15 protein-coding genes and 1 rRNA gene are annotated in these 18,484 nt (G+C 48.2%); 9 read left to right on the top strand and 7 right to left on the bottom strand.

Annotation, left to right across the window (positions count from 1 at the left end; genetic code table 11):
- Window positions 1–64: 64 nt before the first annotated feature.
- From lpdA to ampD, 6 genes are all read right to left on the bottom strand, one after another.
- Window positions 65–1,492: a dihydrolipoyl dehydrogenase gene (lpdA, locus tag L1D47_RS16590; RefSeq protein WP_239886096.1), complete on the bottom strand. Its 1,428-nt coding sequence runs from the start codon at window positions 1,490–1,492 to the stop codon at window positions 65–67.
- A gap of 153 nt (window positions 1,493–1,645) precedes the next feature.
- A complete protein-coding gene (gene aceF, locus L1D47_RS16585) occupies window positions 1,646–3,595 on the bottom strand; it encodes a pyruvate dehydrogenase complex dihydrolipoyllysine-residue acetyltransferase (RefSeq protein ID WP_239886095.1) in 1,950 nt (649 codons plus the stop codon).
- Window positions 3,596–3,606: 11 nt separating this feature from the next.
- Entirely contained in the window at window positions 3,607–6,273 is a 2,667-nt protein-coding gene (aceE, locus tag L1D47_RS16580; protein WP_239886094.1) for a pyruvate dehydrogenase (acetyl-transferring), homodimeric type, read from the bottom strand.
- A 70-nt stretch (window positions 6,274–6,343) separates the two neighbouring features.
- Window positions 6,344–7,096, bottom strand: coding sequence for a pyruvate dehydrogenase complex transcriptional repressor PdhR (pdhR, locus tag L1D47_RS16575; RefSeq protein ID WP_239886093.1), 753 nt, complete (start codon window positions 7,094–7,096; stop codon window positions 6,344–6,346).
- A 238-nt stretch (window positions 7,097–7,334) separates the two neighbouring features.
- Complete coding sequence (ampE, locus tag L1D47_RS16570; protein WP_239886092.1) at window positions 7,335–8,186, bottom strand: beta-lactamase regulator AmpE; 852 nt, start codon at window positions 8,184–8,186, stop codon at window positions 7,335–7,337.
- Window positions 8,187–8,249: 63 nt separating this feature from the next.
- A complete protein-coding gene (ampD, locus tag L1D47_RS16565) occupies window positions 8,250–8,795 on the bottom strand; it encodes a 1,6-anhydro-N-acetylmuramyl-L-alanine amidase AmpD (protein ID WP_239886098.1) in 546 nt (181 codons plus the stop codon).
- 284 nt (window positions 8,796–9,079) lie between these two features.
- On the opposite strand from ampD, the gene nadC reads away from it, so the two are divergent.
- From nadC to mutT, 9 genes are all read left to right on the top strand, one after another.
- On the top strand, window positions 9,080–9,961 hold the full coding sequence (nadC, locus tag L1D47_RS16560; RefSeq protein WP_239886091.1) for a carboxylating nicotinate-nucleotide diphosphorylase: 882 nt from the start codon (window positions 9,080–9,082) through the stop codon (window positions 9,959–9,961).
- Between the two features lie 911 nt (window positions 9,962–10,872).
- Complete coding sequence (locus L1D47_RS21185; RefSeq protein ID WP_275661488.1) at window positions 10,873–11,316, top strand: pilin; 444 nt, start codon at window positions 10,873–10,875, stop codon at window positions 11,314–11,316.
- Between the two features lie 32 nt (window positions 11,317–11,348).
- Window positions 11,349–13,058, top strand: a complete 1,710-nt coding sequence (gene pilB / locus L1D47_RS16545; protein WP_239886090.1) for a type IV-A pilus assembly ATPase PilB — start codon at window positions 11,349–11,351, stop codon at window positions 13,056–13,058.
- 27 nt (window positions 13,059–13,085) lie between these two features.
- On the top strand, window positions 13,086–14,351 hold the full coding sequence (locus L1D47_RS16540) for a type II secretion system F family protein (protein WP_239886089.1): 1,266 nt from the start codon (window positions 13,086–13,088) through the stop codon (window positions 14,349–14,351).
- 37 nt (window positions 14,352–14,388) lie between these two features.
- Window positions 14,389–15,300 carry an A24 family peptidase gene (locus L1D47_RS16535; protein WP_239886088.1) on the top strand — a complete coding sequence of 304 codons (912 nt, stop codon included), beginning with the start codon at window positions 14,389–14,391 and terminating at the stop codon, window positions 15,298–15,300.
- Window positions 15,301–15,320: 20 nt separating this feature from the next.
- On the top strand, window positions 15,321–15,926 hold the full coding sequence (coaE, locus tag L1D47_RS16530; RefSeq protein ID WP_239886087.1) for a dephospho-CoA kinase: 606 nt from the start codon (window positions 15,321–15,323) through the stop codon (window positions 15,924–15,926).
- A gap of 8 nt (window positions 15,927–15,934) precedes the next feature.
- The gene (gene zapD / locus L1D47_RS16525; protein WP_239886086.1) at window positions 15,935–16,669 is read left to right on the top strand and encodes a cell division protein ZapD; all 735 of its coding nucleotides are present in this window, start codon (window positions 15,935–15,937) and stop codon (window positions 16,667–16,669) included.
- A gap of 48 nt (window positions 16,670–16,717) precedes the next feature.
- The gene (gene yacG, locus L1D47_RS16520; protein ID WP_239853968.1) at window positions 16,718–16,930 is read left to right on the top strand and encodes a DNA gyrase inhibitor YacG; all 213 of its coding nucleotides are present in this window, start codon (window positions 16,718–16,720) and stop codon (window positions 16,928–16,930) included.
- Window positions 16,931–17,320: an 8-oxo-dGTP diphosphatase MutT gene (gene mutT / locus L1D47_RS16515; RefSeq protein ID WP_239886085.1), complete on the top strand. Its 390-nt coding sequence runs from the start codon at window positions 16,931–16,933 to the stop codon at window positions 17,318–17,320.
- A 928-nt stretch (window positions 17,321–18,248) separates the two neighbouring features.
- On the opposite strand, the gene rrf is transcribed toward mutT, so the two are convergent.
- Window positions 18,249–18,364, bottom strand: a 5S ribosomal RNA gene (rrf, locus tag L1D47_RS16510).
- Window positions 18,365–18,484 lie beyond the last annotated feature (120 nt).

The following is an 18,484-nucleotide window of genomic DNA, read 5'->3' as shown; positions in this document are numbered from 1 at the left end:
ATATATAAGTTAGCCAGCCAAAAAAAAAGCGCTCAGTGAGCGCTTTTTCGGATTTCAGAAGCAATTATTTCTTCTTCTTTGCCTTAGGGTTTGGCAAATCGGTAATTGAACCTTCGTAGATTTCAGCCGCCAGACCGACAGACTCGTGTAGCGTCGGGTGAGCGTGGATGGTCAGCGCCAGATCTTCGGCATCACAACCCATCTCGATAGCCAGGCCGATTTCACCCAGTAGTTCGCCACCGTTCACACCCACGATAGCACCACCGATCACACGATGGGTTTCCTTATCGAAGATCAGCTTAGTCATACCGTCTGAGCAGTCAGAAGCGATCGCACGACCACTTGCCGCCCATGGGAAGCTTGCCGTCTCGTAGGCGATGCCTTGCTCTTTGGCTTCTTTCTCGGTCAGACCAACCCAAGCCACTTCAGGATCTGTGTAGGCGATTGATGGGATAACCTTAGGATCGAAGTAGTGCTTCATGCCAGCAATCACCTCGGCAGCAACGTGGCCTTCATGCACACCTTTGTGTGCCAGCATTGGCTGACCCACGATGTCGCCGATAGCATAGATGTGTGGCACGTTGGTGCGCATCTGCTTGTCGACATTGATGAAGCCGCGCTCATCGATATTCACGCCAGCCTTGTCGGCATCGATCAGCTTACCGTTTGGTGTACGACCGATAGCCACCAATACCGCATCGTAGCGTACTGGCTCAGTTGGCGCCTTCTTACCTTCCATAGAAACATAGATACCGTCTTCTTTCGCTTCAACGGCAGTCACTTTGGTCTCTAGAATCAGGTTGAACTTGTTCTTGATCTTCTTGGTGTAGACACGAACGATATCTTTATCGGCTGCAGGGATAACCTGGTCGAACATCTCAACCACGTCGATATCACTGCCCAGTGAAGAGTACACTGTACCCATCTCCAGACCGATAATACCGCCGCCCATCACCAGCAGCTTGCCAGGAACTTCTTTCAGCTCAAGCGCATCGGTAGAATCCCAGATACGTGGATCTTCATGAGGAATGAAAGGCAGTTGAATTGGGCGAGAACCCGCAGCGATGATCGCTTGTTCGAAGTGCACCACTTTCACGCCATCTTCACCAGCAACTTCGATGGTGTTAGGACCGGTAAACTTACCCAGACCGTTAACCACGTTGACTTTACGCATCTTAGACATGCCGCCCAGACCGCCAGTCAGCTGGCTGATAACACTCTGCTTAAACTCACGTAGCTTATCGAGATCGATCTGCGGCTCGCCAAATACCACGCCGTGGTTAGAAATGGCTTTCGCTTCTTCGATCACTTTAGAAACGTGCAGTAGCGCCTTAGATGGGATACAACCCACGTTCAGACACACACCACCTAGGGTACTGAAACGCTCTACAATAACAGTCTCCAGACCTAAGTCGGCAGCACGGAATGCTGCTGAATAACCTGCAGGGCCTGCACCTAAAACCACTACCTGAGTTTTGATTTCGTTACTCATGTTTTCCTCTATTCTTTCTCATTGTGTTGGGAGGAATTCCGGCCCAACCCATTATGACGCCAGCTTTTTGAACGTTAGTTCTTGTAAGGTGGCCGCATTTTAACCTTTCAAGGAGTTAAACAAAAGGCTACTCATGGTGAGTAGCCTTCATCATTACAAAATAAGTGTGCGTATGTCGGACAGCATACTTGACAGGGTCACGCTAAAGCGTGCCGCCATCGCGCCATCGATCACACGGTGGTCGTATGATAAAGAGAGCGGCAACATTAACTTAGGCTCGAACTCTTTACCATTCCACTTAGGTTTAATTTCAGACTTAGAAACCCCTAAGATCGCCACATCAGGATAGTTCACGATAGGCGTAAACGCGGTACCGCCTATGCCACCCAGGCTAGAGATGGTGAAACAGCTGCCCTGCATGTCTGCAGCCTTAAGCTTGCCATCACGGGCCTTAACCGAGATCTCCATCAGCTCAGCTGACAGCTCGATAATGCCTTTCTTGTCGACATCACGTACCACAGGAACGACCAGGCCGTTTGGCGTATCGACCGCCACACCAATATGGTAGTACTTCTTCTTGATCAGCGACTCACCATCAGCGCTCAGGCTGGCGTTAAACACTGGGAACTGCTGCAGTGTCTTGGCAACCGCCTTCATCATGAAGACCAGCGGGGTGATCTTGACGCCAGTTTTCTGCTTAGCGGCGATCTCGTTTTGCTGCTTACGGAAGGCTTCCATCTCTGTGATGTCGGCTTCGTCGAACTGAGTCACGTGTGGAATAGTGACCCAGTTACGGTGCAGGTTAGGTCCAGAGATCTTCTGGATACGGCTCAGCGGCACTTCTTCCACTTCACCAAACTTAGCGAAATCAACCTTAGGCGCGGCAATCACCTGCAATCCGCCTTCACCGGCACCCACACTGGTGGCTGCAGAGGCTTTAGGACGAGACAGCTCATACTTAATGTATGCCTGAACGTCTTCTTTCAGAATACGTCCTTTAGGGCCGCTACCTGTAACCTGAGTCAGGTCTGCACCGAACTCACGGGCCAAACGACGAACCGCTGGCGAGGCGTGCACGGCACCCGTTGCTGGCTTGCTACCGGCACTTGGGTGATGCGGCACAGGCGGCTTGCTCGCCGCAGGCGCTGGCGCACTGGCTTGTGGAGCCGGCGCAGACGCGGCAGCTGCTGGGGCTGGTGCGGCAGCCGGTGCACTCGACTGTGTCTCTATGGTCGCAATCACGCTACCTTGAGAAACCTTGTCACCCACCTTAACGGTCACAGAAACCAGCTTACCGGCGAACGGTGCAGGGACTTCCATGGTGGCCTTGTCGGTTTCTAGGGTGATCAGGCCTTGGTCGGCCTCGATCACATCACCGGCGGCAACCAATACCTCGATAACATCGACATCGGATGCATCGCCGATATCCGGCACGGCGATCTCTTTTACTTCGATAGTCGTTGTCGCAGCCGCTGGTGCTGCTTCTGGTGCAGGTGCGCTAGCCGCTGGAGCTGGCGCTGCTGCACCACCACTGACTTCTAGCATCAGCACTAATGAACCCTGAGAAACTTTATCGCCCACAGCGACTTTAAGTTCTTTCACAACGCCGGCAGAAGGTGCAGGTACTTCCATGGTCGCCTTATCGGTTTCCAGGGTGATAAGCCCCGTGTCGACATCGATACTGTCGCCGACGGCCACCAGCACTTCGATCACATCAACATCGGATGCATCGCCGATATCCGGCACTGTGACTTCAATCACTTGCGCCGAGGCAGGCGCCGCCGCTACGGGTGCAGCCTCAACAGGCGCTGCTGGTGCAGGAGCAGCTTCGGCAACCGCAGGGGCTGGCTCGGCGGCTTGCGCTTCACCGGCTTCCATCATGGCGATCAGCGTGCCTTCAGATACGGTATCGCCCACGGCGACCTTGATCTCGGCCAGTTTACCGGCGAAAGGCGCAGGAATATCCATGGTCGCCTTGTCGCTTTCAACGGTAATGATCGATTCTTCGGCGACGAGGTTATCGCCTACCGCAGCACAGATCTCGATAACCTGTACTTCATCCCCACCGATATCGGGGACTAAAACTTCTTTTAATTCAGCCATTCTCTATCCCCTTACGCGAACTGTGGGTTGATCTTGTCAGCATCGATGCCGTACTCGGCAATCGCTTGCGCAAGCACTTCAACTGGCAACTCGTTGCGGTCAACCAGCGACTTCAGTGCGGCGATCACGATGAACTTAGCGTCCACTTCGAAGTGGTGACGCAGGTTCTCGCGGCTGTCACTACGGCCGAAACCATCGGTACCCAGCACCTTGTAGTCGGTAGGAACATAGGCACGTAGCTGCTCGCCGTATATCTTCATATAGTCGGTGGCAACAACGGCAGGTGAATCGCTAGACAACACCTGGCTGATATAAGCCTGCTTAGGCGTCTCGGTTGGGTGCAGCATGTTGTAACGCTCTGCCGCCTGACCATCGCGAGTCAGCTCGTTAAAGCTGGTGACGCTAAATACGTCTGACGAGATACCGAAGTCTTTCGCCAATGCCTGCGCCGCCTTACGAACCTGCTCGAGGATGGTGCCACAGCCCATTAGCTGTACCTTGCCCTTGCCGCTGCCTGAGACTGAGTCCAGCTTGTAGATCCCCTTGACGATACCTTCCTCGGCACCTTCTGGCATTTCAGGCTGTACATAGTTTTCGTTCATAGTGGTCAGGTAGTAGAAGATATCTTCCTGATTCTCACCATACATGCGACGGATACCGTCTTGAACGATAACCGCAATCTCATAACCATAAGTTGGGTCGTAAGAGATACAGTTCGGAATCGTGTTAGCCAATACGTGGCTGTGACCGTCCTGGTGCTGCAGACCTTCACCGTTCAGGGTAGTACGGCCCGATGTGCCGCCGACCATGAAGCCGCGAGCACGCATATCACCTGCCGCCCATGCCATATCGCCAATACGTTGGAAACCAAACATAGAGTAGTAGATGTAGAACGGAATCATTGGCGTATCGTTAACCGAGTAACTGGTTGCCGCCGATACCCAAGAAGACATTGCGCCAAGTTCGTTGATACCTTCTTGCAGTACCTGGCCCGACTTGTCTTCGCGGTAGTAAGCCACCTGATCCGAGTCTTGTGGCACATACTTCTGCCCTTCGTGAGCATAGATACCTACCTGACGGAACAGACCTTCCATACCGAAGGTACGTGCCTCATCCGGGATAATAGGCACTATATTCTTACCTATCTTCTTATCTTTCAGCAGCGCAGTCAGAATACGCACGAACGCCATGGTGCTTGAGATCTCACGGCCGTTAGAGCCTTTCAAGATAGAATCGAAGATCTTCAGTGAAGGCACTTCGAGATCTTCAGAGAACTTCTGACGGCGAGCCGGCATAGAACCGTGCAGTGCGGCGCGGCGTTCCTGAAGATACTTCACCTCTTCCGAATCTGGACCTGGGTGATAGAAAGGGATCTCTTCTAGCTTGTCATCAGGGATCGGGATGTTGAAGCGATCGCGGAAGTAACGAACGGCGCTGATGTCCATCTTCTTAACGTTGTGCGCGATGTTCTTACCTTCACCGGCATCACCAAGACCATAACCTTTAACAGTTTTCGCCAGGATTACGGTTGGACGGCCCTTAGTGTTCTTAGCGTGTTGCAGCGCGGCATAGATCTTCACTGGATCGTGACCACCACGGTTGAGGCGCCAGATGTCATCGTCAGACATGTTAGCAACCATCTCGGCAGTTTCAGGGTACTTACCGAAGAAGTGCTCACGGGTGTAAGCGCCACCTTTGGCCTTACAGTTTTGGTATTCGCCGTCGACGGTTTCTTCCATCAACTGCAGCAGCTTACCGCTGGTGTCGCGAGCCAATAGCGGATCCCAGTAGCGACCCCAGATCACCTTAGCCACTTCCCAGCCAGCGCCGCGGAATTCACCTTCAAGCTCTTGAATGATCTTGCCGTTACCACGTACAGGACCATCTAGACGCTGCAGGTTACAGTTAACGATGAAGACCAGGTTGTCCAGCTCTTCACGCGCCGCCAGACCGATAGCACCTAAGGTTTCTGGCTCGTCACACTCACCGTCACCCAGGAAGCAGTATACGGTTTGCTCAGAACAATCTTTCAGGCCACGGTCGGTCAGGTACTTCAGGAAGCGAGCCTGATAGATAGCCTGGATCGGACCCAGACCCATAGAAACCGTAGGGAACTGCCAGTAGTCCGGCATCAGCTTAGGGTGTGGATAAGAAGAAAGACCCTTACCATCGACTTCCTGGCGGAAGTTGGCCAGTTGGTCTTCGGTCAGGCGACCTTCGAGGAAAGAGCGCGCATAGATACCTGGTGCGATGTGTCCCTGGAAGTACACCAGGTCACCGCCATCCTTCTCGTTTGGCGCACGGAAAAAGTGGTTAAAGCAAACGTCATAAATGGTAGCACTAGAGGCAAAACTCGAAATATGCCCACCCAGCTCAAGATCTTTCTTCGAACCGCGCAATACCATGGCCAGGGCGTTCCAACGAATGATGGCGCGAATGCGACGCTCCATCTCCTGGTTACCAGGCATATGAGGTTCCTGACCCGCTGGAATCGTGTTCAGATAGGCGGTGGTTGCCTTATAAGGCAGATGAGTACCATTGCGGCGAGCCTTGTCGATTAGCTTCTCAAGAAGAAAATGAGCACGTTCTGGACCTTCTTGCTCTAATACAGCTTGTAATGAATCGACCCACTCTTGAGTCTCTAACGGATCTAAATCTTGCAGCATATGTTCAGACATTTCGCAGTCCTTCCCTATATACATTAATTGTATGAATTGAATAATAAAAAGTGGTCACTAGACAGGCTGTCTATGTTCCACTCTTCAAACGGCGCAGACTACGCTGCAACCGGCTATCTTCTTCCCTCACAGACAACATTATTTCCTCAATGTAGCTTAGATGCTCGTTTGAGGCTTCTCTTGCTGCTTCTGGGTCACGGCGTACGATAGCGGCAAGAAGATCTTGCCTATGCTCGTTTGCCATTTTAGAGGCATCAGCTCTGCGCTTTAGCAACTCTAGGTTTTGTGCCACGTTCTTATGCAGCACGGGAGATAAACTCAGTACCAAATGCAGCATGGCCACGTTGTGTGACGCTTCGGCAATGGCGCGATAAAAACACACGATCGCTTCCGCCTTCGCCTCAATATCAGACGCTGCTTCTACTGCCTGGATTTTTTGTTTGATGTTTTGCATATCGGCATCGGTTCCCCGAAGCGCTGCAAAGTAAGCCATCATGCCTTCAGTGGCGTGACGAAACTCGAGAAGGTCATACTGACTCTCAGAATCGCTGTGCATCAGCTCCACAATAGGATCTGCAAGGCTCTGCCAAAGTTGTTCTTTGACATAGGTACCACCGCCTTGACGACGCAGTAGCAAGCCTTTTGCTTCTAACTTTTGAATTGCTTCACGAAGAGATGGTCGAGAGACTTCGAATTGCAGTGCCAATTCACGCTCTGGTGGTAATTTCTGACCCGGTTGCAGACTTCCTTCGAGGATCATCTGCTCCAGCTGACTCATGATCACATCAGAAATTTTTGGCTGGTTGATTTTGCTATAAGCCATATGGCCCTCAGCTCCTATTGTAAATTGGTCTTACCAATTTAATTGACTGAGCGCACTTTATCAAATCACATTTCAGATGTCCAGTTCGTGATCTGCTTCATGTAAACTCACGATTTGTGAGGATAGCTTATATTTATAATTAAGGGGTCTGACCATTGCCTCATACTCTGAGAGCCAGTCTTCAATAGAGTTAACAAGGCAAGTGTGTCTCAATATTGAGCACTTACCTCACCCTCACCTACACTACCACCCCAAAGATCGTCAGCAAAGAGAGACCGATCACGAGTAAGATAAAGTTTCGCTTACTCAACTGTAGCAAAGAGATGGTCGATTGGACGCAAATTGGCGTAGGTGGATTAAATTCAACAGCCTCTGCCGCCAGGGCAACTTCAGAGATGACATCTCGTGCCGGGCAGCGCCAGCACAGTGCCTGTTGTCGCCAGCGAGCAAATGCCAATGAAAAGTGCCCACTGAGCACATAGCCTAGCGCGATCAATCGACTCGGCAGCCAATCCAGCAACAACAAGGCGGTATCCACTAAAGGAAGGTCGGCACCTCGACTCTTAGCATCGTCTGAGAAATAGCGCACTGTACAATAAAGTACTGCACCAGCTGGTCCGAAGAAGATTAGGTATAATGCCACGGCACCATAGAAACGGTAATTAAGCCAGGCAACCGTTTGTCCAACTTTCTCGCCAAGATCCTGTTCAGAAACGGCATTGAGTGACACATAAGGGTCAAGTTCATCGGCAAAATGATAACAAGCCTGAACATCGCCACGACAGGCCGCCTGTATATATTGCTTGAAAACTTGGCGCTGCTTAAGATGACTAAAGCAGAGAATCGACACCCCAACCCAGAGCCCAAGACTCAGTAGTCCCCAAAACATCCCCGCCACGAACCAGGCGAGTACCTGCACAGCGATGGCAGGTAAAATGAGAGCGATAGCCATCATAAGATCGTTGGTGAGCTGTTTACGACCAAAGAAACTCTTGGCATATAATGCCAATAAGGTTTCCAGCTGCCATGCCTGGGGTAATAGCTTGAGACGTTCTATCATGATCGCCAGCAATAAAGAAAACAGTGCCATCTTACTCCCCTCTCCCTTCCATCTAATTGTTGTGTTTAATGGTAAACCAAGCTTTTAGGTAAGTTACGCTTCATCCAAACTGGCGCGATATCTCTGCCAATCAAAACTCTCACCGGGATCAGTTTTACGACCCGGTGCAATGTCACAATGGCCGACGATCATATCTTTATTGAGCATAGGATATGCGTCAAACAAGGCCAAGGTTAATTGTTTAAGTCGCTCATACTGGGCATCTGTGTAGGCAATGCTATCGGTCCCCTCAAGTTCCACCCCGATCGCAAAGTCATTACAGCCACTTCGACCCGCAAACTCAGACAGCCCGGCATGCCAGGCGCGATCATCACAGCTGACATACTGCACCAGTTCACCGTCTCGCCGAATCAAAAAATGCGCGGACACCTCTAAGCCTTGCAGCTCACAAAAACTCTCGTCAGCCTGAACATCCAAACAGCCTTGAAAAAGCTGATCGATATAAGGCAACCCGAACCGCCCCGCCGGCAGGCTGATATTATGGATCACCAAGAGACTCACCTCTCCATCTGGTCGGGCGTTAAAATGTGGCGAGACGCACTGTCGACACTCTTGAATCCACCCTTCTTGCAACGTCATGTTAGCCACAGGCCAATCTACCTCCAAACAATATCAAGCCGTTAGCACTTTAACTCAATTTGGATGATAGCCGCCAGTCACACGAGACCAATGATTACAAATCGGCACAAATTGCGTTTATCTTCACCTGGTAACGCTAAATATCCCTGCTTTTTCAATCAGGGTTTTGTTACTATGAGTCACATGTAGCTAAGTGCTCACCGCCATTGAGTCAAGAGAGATAACCCATTCGAGCCACAAGTGATGCGCCAGGGAGTACGGTGAGCCGCCATGAGGAAAGAAAGATGCTGGAAAATGACATTAGATTAGCCGTCAAAGTCGCACTCGAAGAAGATTTAGGTTTTCAGGCCGAATCAAATCTAACCCCAGAAGAAAAGTTAAGTCTGGACATCACGGCTCAGCTTATTCCTGGCGACAAGTATGCACAGGCCACACTGATCACGCGCGAAGAAGGCGTCTTTTGCGGCAAGGCCTGGGCGGAGCAAGTCTTTAACCAGCTAGGTGGTGAAGTCGCTCTGCATTGGCATGTAGACGACGGTGACCTCGTCCTACCCAACCAAGTCCTTTGCGAAATGTCTGGGTCGGCCCGCGCTATATTGACTGGCGAGCGCAGCGCGATGAACTTTATCCAAACGCTTTCTGGTGTCGCCACCTTAACTAAGCTCTATGTCGATAGACTGGCCGGCACCCATTGTAAACTGTTAGATACCCGCAAGACTATTCCGGGCCTGCGCACGGCACAAAAGTATGCCGTTACCTGTGGCGGCGGTAAGAATCATCGTATAGGCCTGTTCGACGCTTTCCTGATCAAGGAAAACCACATCATGGCCAGCGGCTCGATCGCATCAGCCATCAAAGCCGCCCGTAGGCTTGCCTGCGACAAGCTAGTAGAAGTCGAAGTAGAAAGCATTGATGAGCTAAAGCAGGCGCTCGATGCGGGTGCCGATATTGTCATGCTCGACAACTTTGACGTCACCATGATGATAGAAGCGGTAGAGCTTAATAATAGCTATAGCGAAAACCAGCGGGTAAAACTCGAGGTGTCGGGCAACGTGACCCTAGATACCATCTCAGACTTCGCCAAAACCGGCATAGATTACATCTCAGTCGGAGCCCTCACTAAACACGTCAAGGCGTTGGACTTGTCGCTTAGGCTGAAAGATTAATTTCCCGTAATAAGAAGCCAGCGGTGACTGGAATGCTCAATCTGATACTTTTACCCATCAGGTTGAGCAATATTTACGCAACAAGTCAGGTTACCACTAAAGATTGTACGTAAATCAATCAGGGCTAAACCGGCTTTTTAGCCGCTATAAAATTGACACTCCTGGTACAATCGCCAATTTTTCAGCCAAAGTCATAAATTACGCTATAACTTTTTTTTACAAAAAAAATTTTTATTAGACAAATTCACCATCAAATTAATACTTTGATGCGATTTACGGTTCCCTTTTTGTTAACTTTGTACTAACTTTGGCTGTAGGCGAGATGGCCCTTTCGGCCAGCTTACCATGAAGGTAAACCGGCTTAGTAAGTCGAAAGCATTAATTATCGTTAATTGAAGATTTTCTAGACTAGCGACAAGTTTAATGAAACATACCGTAAACACTTTCTCTGTATACGAGAGCGTAAAAAGGGCAAGCATTAAACGAGTACCAGCTTAAAAACCTGCTAGAAAAGTTAAGATACTAACGGTAAGGATATGATTTATACTGACTAATTATTGCCATAATGGTGCAGTTTGCCGAATAAAGATTAATCAAACTTAGAGTGGAAACCGAGAATAACAAGTAAGTCGAGGCACAGGCCAGAAGCTTACTAATCTCATTCAGGTATTCATTAAATATAAGTTGATGGCAATGACGATTTGACCAGGGACGACGTCTTAAACTACGCAGGAGCAAGCTGAACAAGAGGTTTGAGGCCTTAATTCTAAGCAAATGACCCAAGTTATGGAGTGTCACTACTGTATGTGACTATAGCAAAAGGGTTATTATTAGAATAATTGAGCCAACATCCTGTCTGTTCAACATCAAGATGAGTCGAGTCAGAGTTCTGTCAAACGGAGAAAGTAAAAATGAAAGGTATCAAAATGTCTCGTAACATGAGCAATGCTAAGGGTTTCACCCTGATTGAACTACTTATCGTAGTCGCGATTATTGGTATTTTAGCGGCAATTGCTATTCCTCAATACCAAACATACGTCGGCAAATCAGAAGCTAGCACAGGTCTTTCTGCTATTTCAGCCTTAAAAACACCAACTGAAGCTTGGGTACTAGAGAAGGGATATTTCCCTCAAAGTACGGAACTTACAGACCTAGGAGTAACCCAACCAAGTGTAGGGGCGATTAGCGTTAACGGTGACGGCTCCGCGGTTACGGGAAACATTACCATCACTTTCAATACTACAAGCGCTGCTCTTAGCACAAAAACTCTTATAATGGCACGTGATGCTGCTGGTGCATGGACTTGTACTGGCGGTACAATTGATGTTAAGTACCGACCAAAAGGTTGTTCTTAATTATTAGCATCATATAGCAGAACCTAATATAAATGCCTACTACCGGCCTCCATTTAGGGTTGTCAACGCTCTTTATTCGTAAGGGATTGCTCACTGAAGAGCAACTTTCGGAGGCCGTTGCTTTATCCAGAAAGAACAGGCATTCGTTGGTCACCACCTTGGTGACCAGCAAACTTTTGTCTGCTAGAGAAATTGCCGAACTTTGCTACGAAGAGTATGGCACCCCGCTGCTCGATCTGAATGAATTCGATATATCTAGCATTCCCGAAGACTTCCTCAACAGAAAACTGATAGAAAAGCATAAATGCTTACCCCTGTTTAAGCGCGGTAATCGCCTCTATATCGGCACATCAGACCCTACCAACATTGCCGCTTTAGAAGACTTTCAGTTCAGTGCAGGCCTGCACGCCGAAGCCATTCTCGTTGAAGACGATAAGCTAACTGCTGCGCTTGAAAAGGTGCTCGAAGAAGATATCTCTGCGCTCGACTTAGATGGTATTGATGAAGATTCTCTGTCCGGAATAGAGATTACCGATACAGATAAGCGCCAGGAAGAACAGGCTGGTGATGCCAGTGATGATGCGCCTATCGTTATCTATATCAATAAAATTCTTACCGATGCCATACGTAAAGGCGCATCAGATTTACATTTCGAACCTTACGAGAAGCGTTATCGGATTCGTTTCCGTATCGATGGCATCTTACATGAAGTCTCCGAACCCCCAGTCAACTTGTCAGGAAGAATTTCTGCACGACTCAAGGTAATGTCAAAGCTGGATATCGCCGAACGTCGCGTTCCTCAAGATGGCCGTATCAAGATGAAACTGTCACGAACAAAATCTATCGATTTTCGCGTCAGCACCCTCCCGACAATTTGGGGCGAAAAGATCGTGATGCGTATCTTGGATTCATCTTCGGCGCAGCTGGGCATCGAAAAACTAGGCTATGAAGATGATCAACGAGCACTCTATGAGGAGATGCTCGCCAAACCACAAGGCATGATCTTGGTCACCGGCCCAACGGGCTCGGGTAAAACGGTATCTCTCTATACTGGGCTTAACATCCTCAATACCCAAGAGCGCAACATCTCCACCGCCGAAGATCCGGTTGAAATTAACCTAGAAGGCGTCAATCAGGTTCATATCAACCTCAAGGCAGGGCTAACCTTTGCTTCGGCGCTACGCTCATTCCTGCGCCAAGACCCGGATGTGGTTATGGTCGGTGAGATCCGCGACCTAGAAACCGCCGAAATCGCCATTAAGGCAGCCCAAACCGGTCACTTAGTGTTATCAACACTCCACACTAATTCGGCAGCCGAGACTCTTACGCGTCTTATCAACATGGGCGTCCCCGGATACAACATCGCCAGCTCGGTAAATCTGATTATTGCCCAGCGCCTTGCCCGAAGGCTCTGCACCGAATGCCGTCAACCAGAGGAAGTCCCCGAACACGAACTCCTGAAACTCGGTTTTACACAAGCACAAATTGATCAAGGCTTTACTGTCTATAAGCCGGTTGGTTGCGACCTCTGCTCTGGCGGCTACAAAGGCCGCGTGGGTATTTATGAGGTGATGAAGATGTCAGATGAGATTGCCCGTACTATTATGGAAGGAGGCAACTCACTGCAAATTGCCAACCAGGCCAAAGAGCAAGGCATGCGCGATCTGCGTGATTCAGGCCTTAGAAAAGTGATTGCAGGAGTCACCAGTATCGCCGAAATAAACCGCGTCACCAGTTTCTAATAAATAGATACCCACAAAGGATTATCCATGGCTAGCGCATCACTCACAAAAACCACAACTAAAAAGCAAAAGGCAGCCAAGGCACAACCAAAAGTGGTCACCTTTCAGTGGAAAGGCACCAATCGCGACGGCAAAAAAACCTCTGGTGAACTACGCGGTACTTCTTCTGCTGAAATTAAGGCCCAATTAAAGTCCCAAGGAGTCAACCCCAAAGTCGTCAAGAAAAAACCTGAATCATTTTTCAAACGAGACCCCAAGATCAAGGCAATGGATATAGCCATGATCACCCGACAGATAGCCACCATGTTGGCGGCTGGTGTGCCTATTGTTACGACACTTGAGATGTTGGGGCGTGGCCATGAAAAGCCTAAAATGAGAGAATTACTAGGGACCATAGTAACAGACATACAATCAGGTATCCCCCTATCAGATTCTTTAAGACCACATAAACAATACTTTGATGACCTCTATGTCGATCTGGTCGCCGCTGGTGAACACTCGGGTTCTCTCGATGCAGTATTCGATAGAATTGCCACCTACCGCGAAAAAGCCGAGGCTCTTAAGTCAAAAATCAAAAAGGCCATGTTCTACCCAGCAGCAGTTGTCGTTGTAGCAATTGCAGTGACATCCCTATTGTTACTTTTTGTTGTGCCTCAATTTGAAAGCATTTTTGCAGGTTTCGGCGCAGAACTTCCAGCTTTCACTCAATTAATTGTTAATCTATCAAGATGGTTACAATCTTCTTGGTACTTTTTTGTTATAGCCTTAATTATAGGCACCTGGGCCTTTAAAACAGCTCATTTAAAATCACAGACATTTCGTAATCGCGTCGATGAGTTCGTATTGAAAATCCCAGCAATAGGTCCGATTCTTCATAAAGCGGCAATGGCTAGATTCTCTAGAACCTTAGCGACAACCTTTGCAGCCGGTGTGCCACTCATCGATGGGCTCGAATCTGCAGCAGGAGCATCAGGTAACTATGTTTACCGTAGCGCCCTGATTAAAGTACGTACTGAGGTCATGTCAGGTATGCAAATGAACGTAGCCATGCGTACCACAGGTCTCTTCCCCGATATGCTGATACAGATGGTGATGATCGGCGAAGAGTCTGGCGGTTTAGACGAGATGCTCAATAAAGTTGCCAATATCTATGAGATGCAGGTCGACGATGCAATTGACGGACTAGCCAGTCTTATTGAACCAGTCATGATGGTAGTAATCGGTACCTTAGTCGGTGGTTTGATTGTAGGTATGTATCTTCCTATTTTCCAATTAGGTAATGTCGTCGGCTAGTCATTTACTTTTTAAATAATAAGAATTAGCTTTTACAATGACTGAATTTATCCAATTAATGGCTCAGTACCCTTTGCTGTTTGCCGCAATTTCTTTCGTCTTTGCTGCCGTGATTGGCAGCTTTTTAAATGTAGTCATTCATCGCCTTCCGGTGATGATGAAAAGAGAATGGCAAGAGGAATGCAACCAATATCTCGACGAATACCACAAGGCTACCGTTACAGCGATTAAAGATAAACTAGCCCAACCAATCGATGACTATCCGGAAAAATACAATCTTATCGTTCCAGGCTCGTCTTGCCCTAAGTGTAAGACCGATATAAAACCTTGGCACAACCTCCCCATAGTTGGGTGGTTGATGTTAGGAGGTAGGTGCGCTCATTGTAAAACACGGATATCAGTAAGATACCCTGTCATCGAAGCCTTAAGTGGATTTGCAGTGGCCTACCTCGCTTACCATTTTGGTCCGACCTGGCAATTTGTCTTTGCCACCTTGCTAACCTTTGGCCTGATAGCCTTAACTGGGATAGATCTTGATGAAATGCTATTACCTGACCAGATCACACTGCCACTGCTCTGGCTAGGCCTGCTGATTAACTTAGACAGTACTTTCGTTTCAATTACCGATGCGGTCATTGGCGCTTCAGCGGGTTATATGAGCCTTTGGAGCGTATTCTGGGGGTTTAAACTACTAACCGGCAAGGAAGGCATGGGCTATGGCGACTTTAAGCTGCTCGCCGTTTTTGGTGCCTGGTTCGGTTGGCAATTACTACCTCTTATCGTTCTACTCTCTTCGATTGTTGGCGCTCTCGTCGGCCTACTGCTCATTGTCAATAAGAAAATCAATTCGGGTAACCCAATACCATTTGGCCCTTATATCGCTCTAGCTGGCTGGATCGCCATGATTTGGGGCGAAAAAATAGTAAACTGGTATTTATCCACCTTATAGCCATCTATTCATAAAACATCATGTCAAAATTTGTAGTGGGCCTTACCGGCGGTATAGGAAGTGGCAAGACGACTGTCGCCAACTTATTTGCCGAGCTGGGCATTGATCTTGTTGATGCAGATGTTGTCAGCAGAGAAGTGGTCGCCAAGGGAACAAAAGGGCTGACAGAAATAGCTCAGCATTTTGGTTCTTCTATTCTCCTAGAAAATGGTGAACTAAATCGCACCGCCTTAAGAGAGAAGATTTTTAACGCCCCATCAGCAAGAGAGTGGTTGAATAATCTTCTCCACCCTTTAATTAGGGCCGAAATGTTAACACAATTGCAAAATTCGACCTCAGATTACGCAATTTTGGTTGTCCCCTTGCTATTTGAGAACGGTTTAGATAGCTTAGTCAATTGCACTTTAGTGGTTGATATTTCGCCAGAGTTACAAATAAAGCGAACCACTGAAAGGGATGCTGTCGATGTACAGCAAGTAAAAAACATAATAGCTAGCCAGGCAAGCAGAGACGAAAAGCTATCTAAAGCAGATGATGTTATCGACAATCAAGGTGACATATCGGCATTAAGAGACAAGGTCGCTGCTTTACATAATGAATATATAAAATTAGCCGCCCAGACCTAACAATCGTCATGAATGAATTGATCTACGAACAACCGTTAAACGAGAAGACTCGAAGCTACCTTAGGCTCGAGTACCTCGCTAATCAAGTTCAAAATAATTTAGATCAAGACCATCAACACCGCTGTTTTTATCCATTATTTTCCCTTTGTGAACTCACCGAGCGTTGTGATTATCGCAGTGAAATTATAAAAGACATCGACAAGCAGCTTATAAATCTCAAAAAATGGCAGCACCTACCCCACATAGATGAGCAGCAAGTAGAAAGTTATATCGAACAGATGCAAGAGGCGAGAGTTAAGCTCGTTCGCTGTGAAAGGCCTGGTCAAAAACTTAAGCAAGACAGGTTTCTCTCTGCCCTACGTCAACGATTCGGCATGCCAGGTGCTTGCTGCAACTTCGATCTTCCGCAGCTACATTACTGGTTAGCTAAACCCTGGGATACGAGGCAAAAAGAATATAAGGCCTGGACGGAACATTTTGAATGTCTATTAACGCCGATCAAACTATTACTTGAGCTTACCCGTAAGACGACAGTATACAACCCAGCAACCGCCGTGGCTGGCTTTTATCAGGGCTCTAGCACCCAAGCCCTCTCGCTTATCCGAGTCAAAATCGATCCTGCCCAGGGGTGCTATCCAACAATAAGCGGTAACCGGAATCGCTACGCCATCCACTTCGTATTATTTGACCAGCAAAAACACTCTGACAAATCGATAGACTTTATGTTGGCAACCTGTACCTAAAGTGGTTTACCATAGCCGACTGTTACAAATCGGCCTATGGGAATGATTATGCCAACCACAGTTAAATGCCCAACCTGCCAGAAAGAGGTGCTTTGGTCTAAAGAGTCTCAATTTAAACCCTTCTGCAGTGAAAGATGCAAACTCATCGACCTGGGTGATTGGGCCTCGGAGAAACATGCCATCCCTGTAAAGCCTGAATTTGATCCAGAGCTCCTAGATTCACTAGGCTATGAAGAAACAGACTTTTTTAAGGATCACTAAATGAAGCGTGTACATGTCGCGGTAGGCATAGTATTCAATGAAGAAAATCAGATCTTACTCGCCAAACGCCCAGTGCATCTGCACCAAGGTGGGAAATGGGAATTTCCAGGCGGAAAAGTCGAGTCCAGTGAAACGACATCTGAAGCATTAATAAGAGAGTTAAAAGAAGAAGTCGGCATAGAGGTTACCTCCACGAGCCCTCTAATGGTGATCTCACACGATTATCCGGACAAACAAGTATATCTTGATATACACACAGTAAACGCTTTCTCAGGAGAAGCTCAGGGGCTTGAAGGGCAAGAGATCAAATGGGCTAGACTCGACGAGCTCAAGAGCTATGACTTTCCAGCTGCAAACGCCCCCATAGTAGAAAAGTTGCTTTCTTTATAAGCCAGTTTAAAAGCCCGAAAATCAATACGGGCTTTCCCTCCCTCTGATAACTATCGCTTTCATAATCCCAATTCCCGAACATAAATCTTATCGACTAGATATGTTTGATAACGATATGAACGACCTGTCACTACCTTAGGACTTAAGCATTTCACATTATCGACTAATTGAAAGTCTTACTACCCAGCCACCAAAGTTAATTTCAGCAATCATTCGACTCCCACATAGGAGCCTAGGGCATCTGCTTATCAAGCGAAGCTTGATGAATGGCTGTAGCGCGAAGCAGCTAAATGACGAATTAGTGAGTCTGTAGCGATAATGCAGTTTATGAATGGAATGATTAACAGCCACAGATTTGGGCTGCATATAGTGTCTTATTAGGCCCCTGTCATGACCAGCTTCGAGGAAAAATTAGATACTGCTACAACACTCGCCTCACATGGGGGCTACAGGTATCCGCTTATCAAGCGAAGCTTGAAGGATGACTTTAGCGCGTAGCAGCTAGGCTGCGAGCTGGGGAGCCCGCTCAGCGGTGGGCAACCGCCATTGATGGCGGAAGTGTCGATATTGAAGGAGCATTTATCGACCGACGTCGGGAGTAGGCATTCATGCCTACATAAGTGAATAAACGCCTGTCATAGCCAGCTTCCATGAAAAATCAGATACTGCTACAACACTCATCTCACATGGGGGCGTAAGACATCCGCTTATCAAGCTAAGCTTGATGGATGGCTGTAGCGCGCAGCAGCTATGCTGCAAGCTGAGGGGCCCACACTGCGTAAGCAGCTTTGGACTGCAGGTGAAGTAGATGCTTTCGCGCGACCTACATGGATGTAGGAAGTGCCATAAATTGCCAGGAGCAATTTAGGCGAGCGTAGACAGCAAAAAGCCCTAGCGTTTTAGACTAGGGCTTTTTGCTTTATTAGGCGCCTGGAAATGACCTACTCTCACATGGGGAGACCCCACACTACCATCGGCGCGATTGCGTTTCACTTCTGAGTTCGGGATGGGATCAGGTGGGACCACAATGCTATGGTTTCCAGACAAAATTGTAAATTCGGAAAGCTGTACTCTTAGCTAAGAGTCAATTTGAGTTTTAGTACACGGATGTACTCTATGTCATAAATGCAGGAGCAATTTATGACCTCACTTCAATCAAGTACT

It is taken from the genome of Shewanella sp. Isolate7, from assembly GCF_022398425.1.
Classification (GTDB): Bacteria; Pseudomonadota; Gammaproteobacteria; order Enterobacterales; family Shewanellaceae; genus Shewanella.
This window is presented reverse-complemented; position numbering and strand designations above follow the sequence as displayed.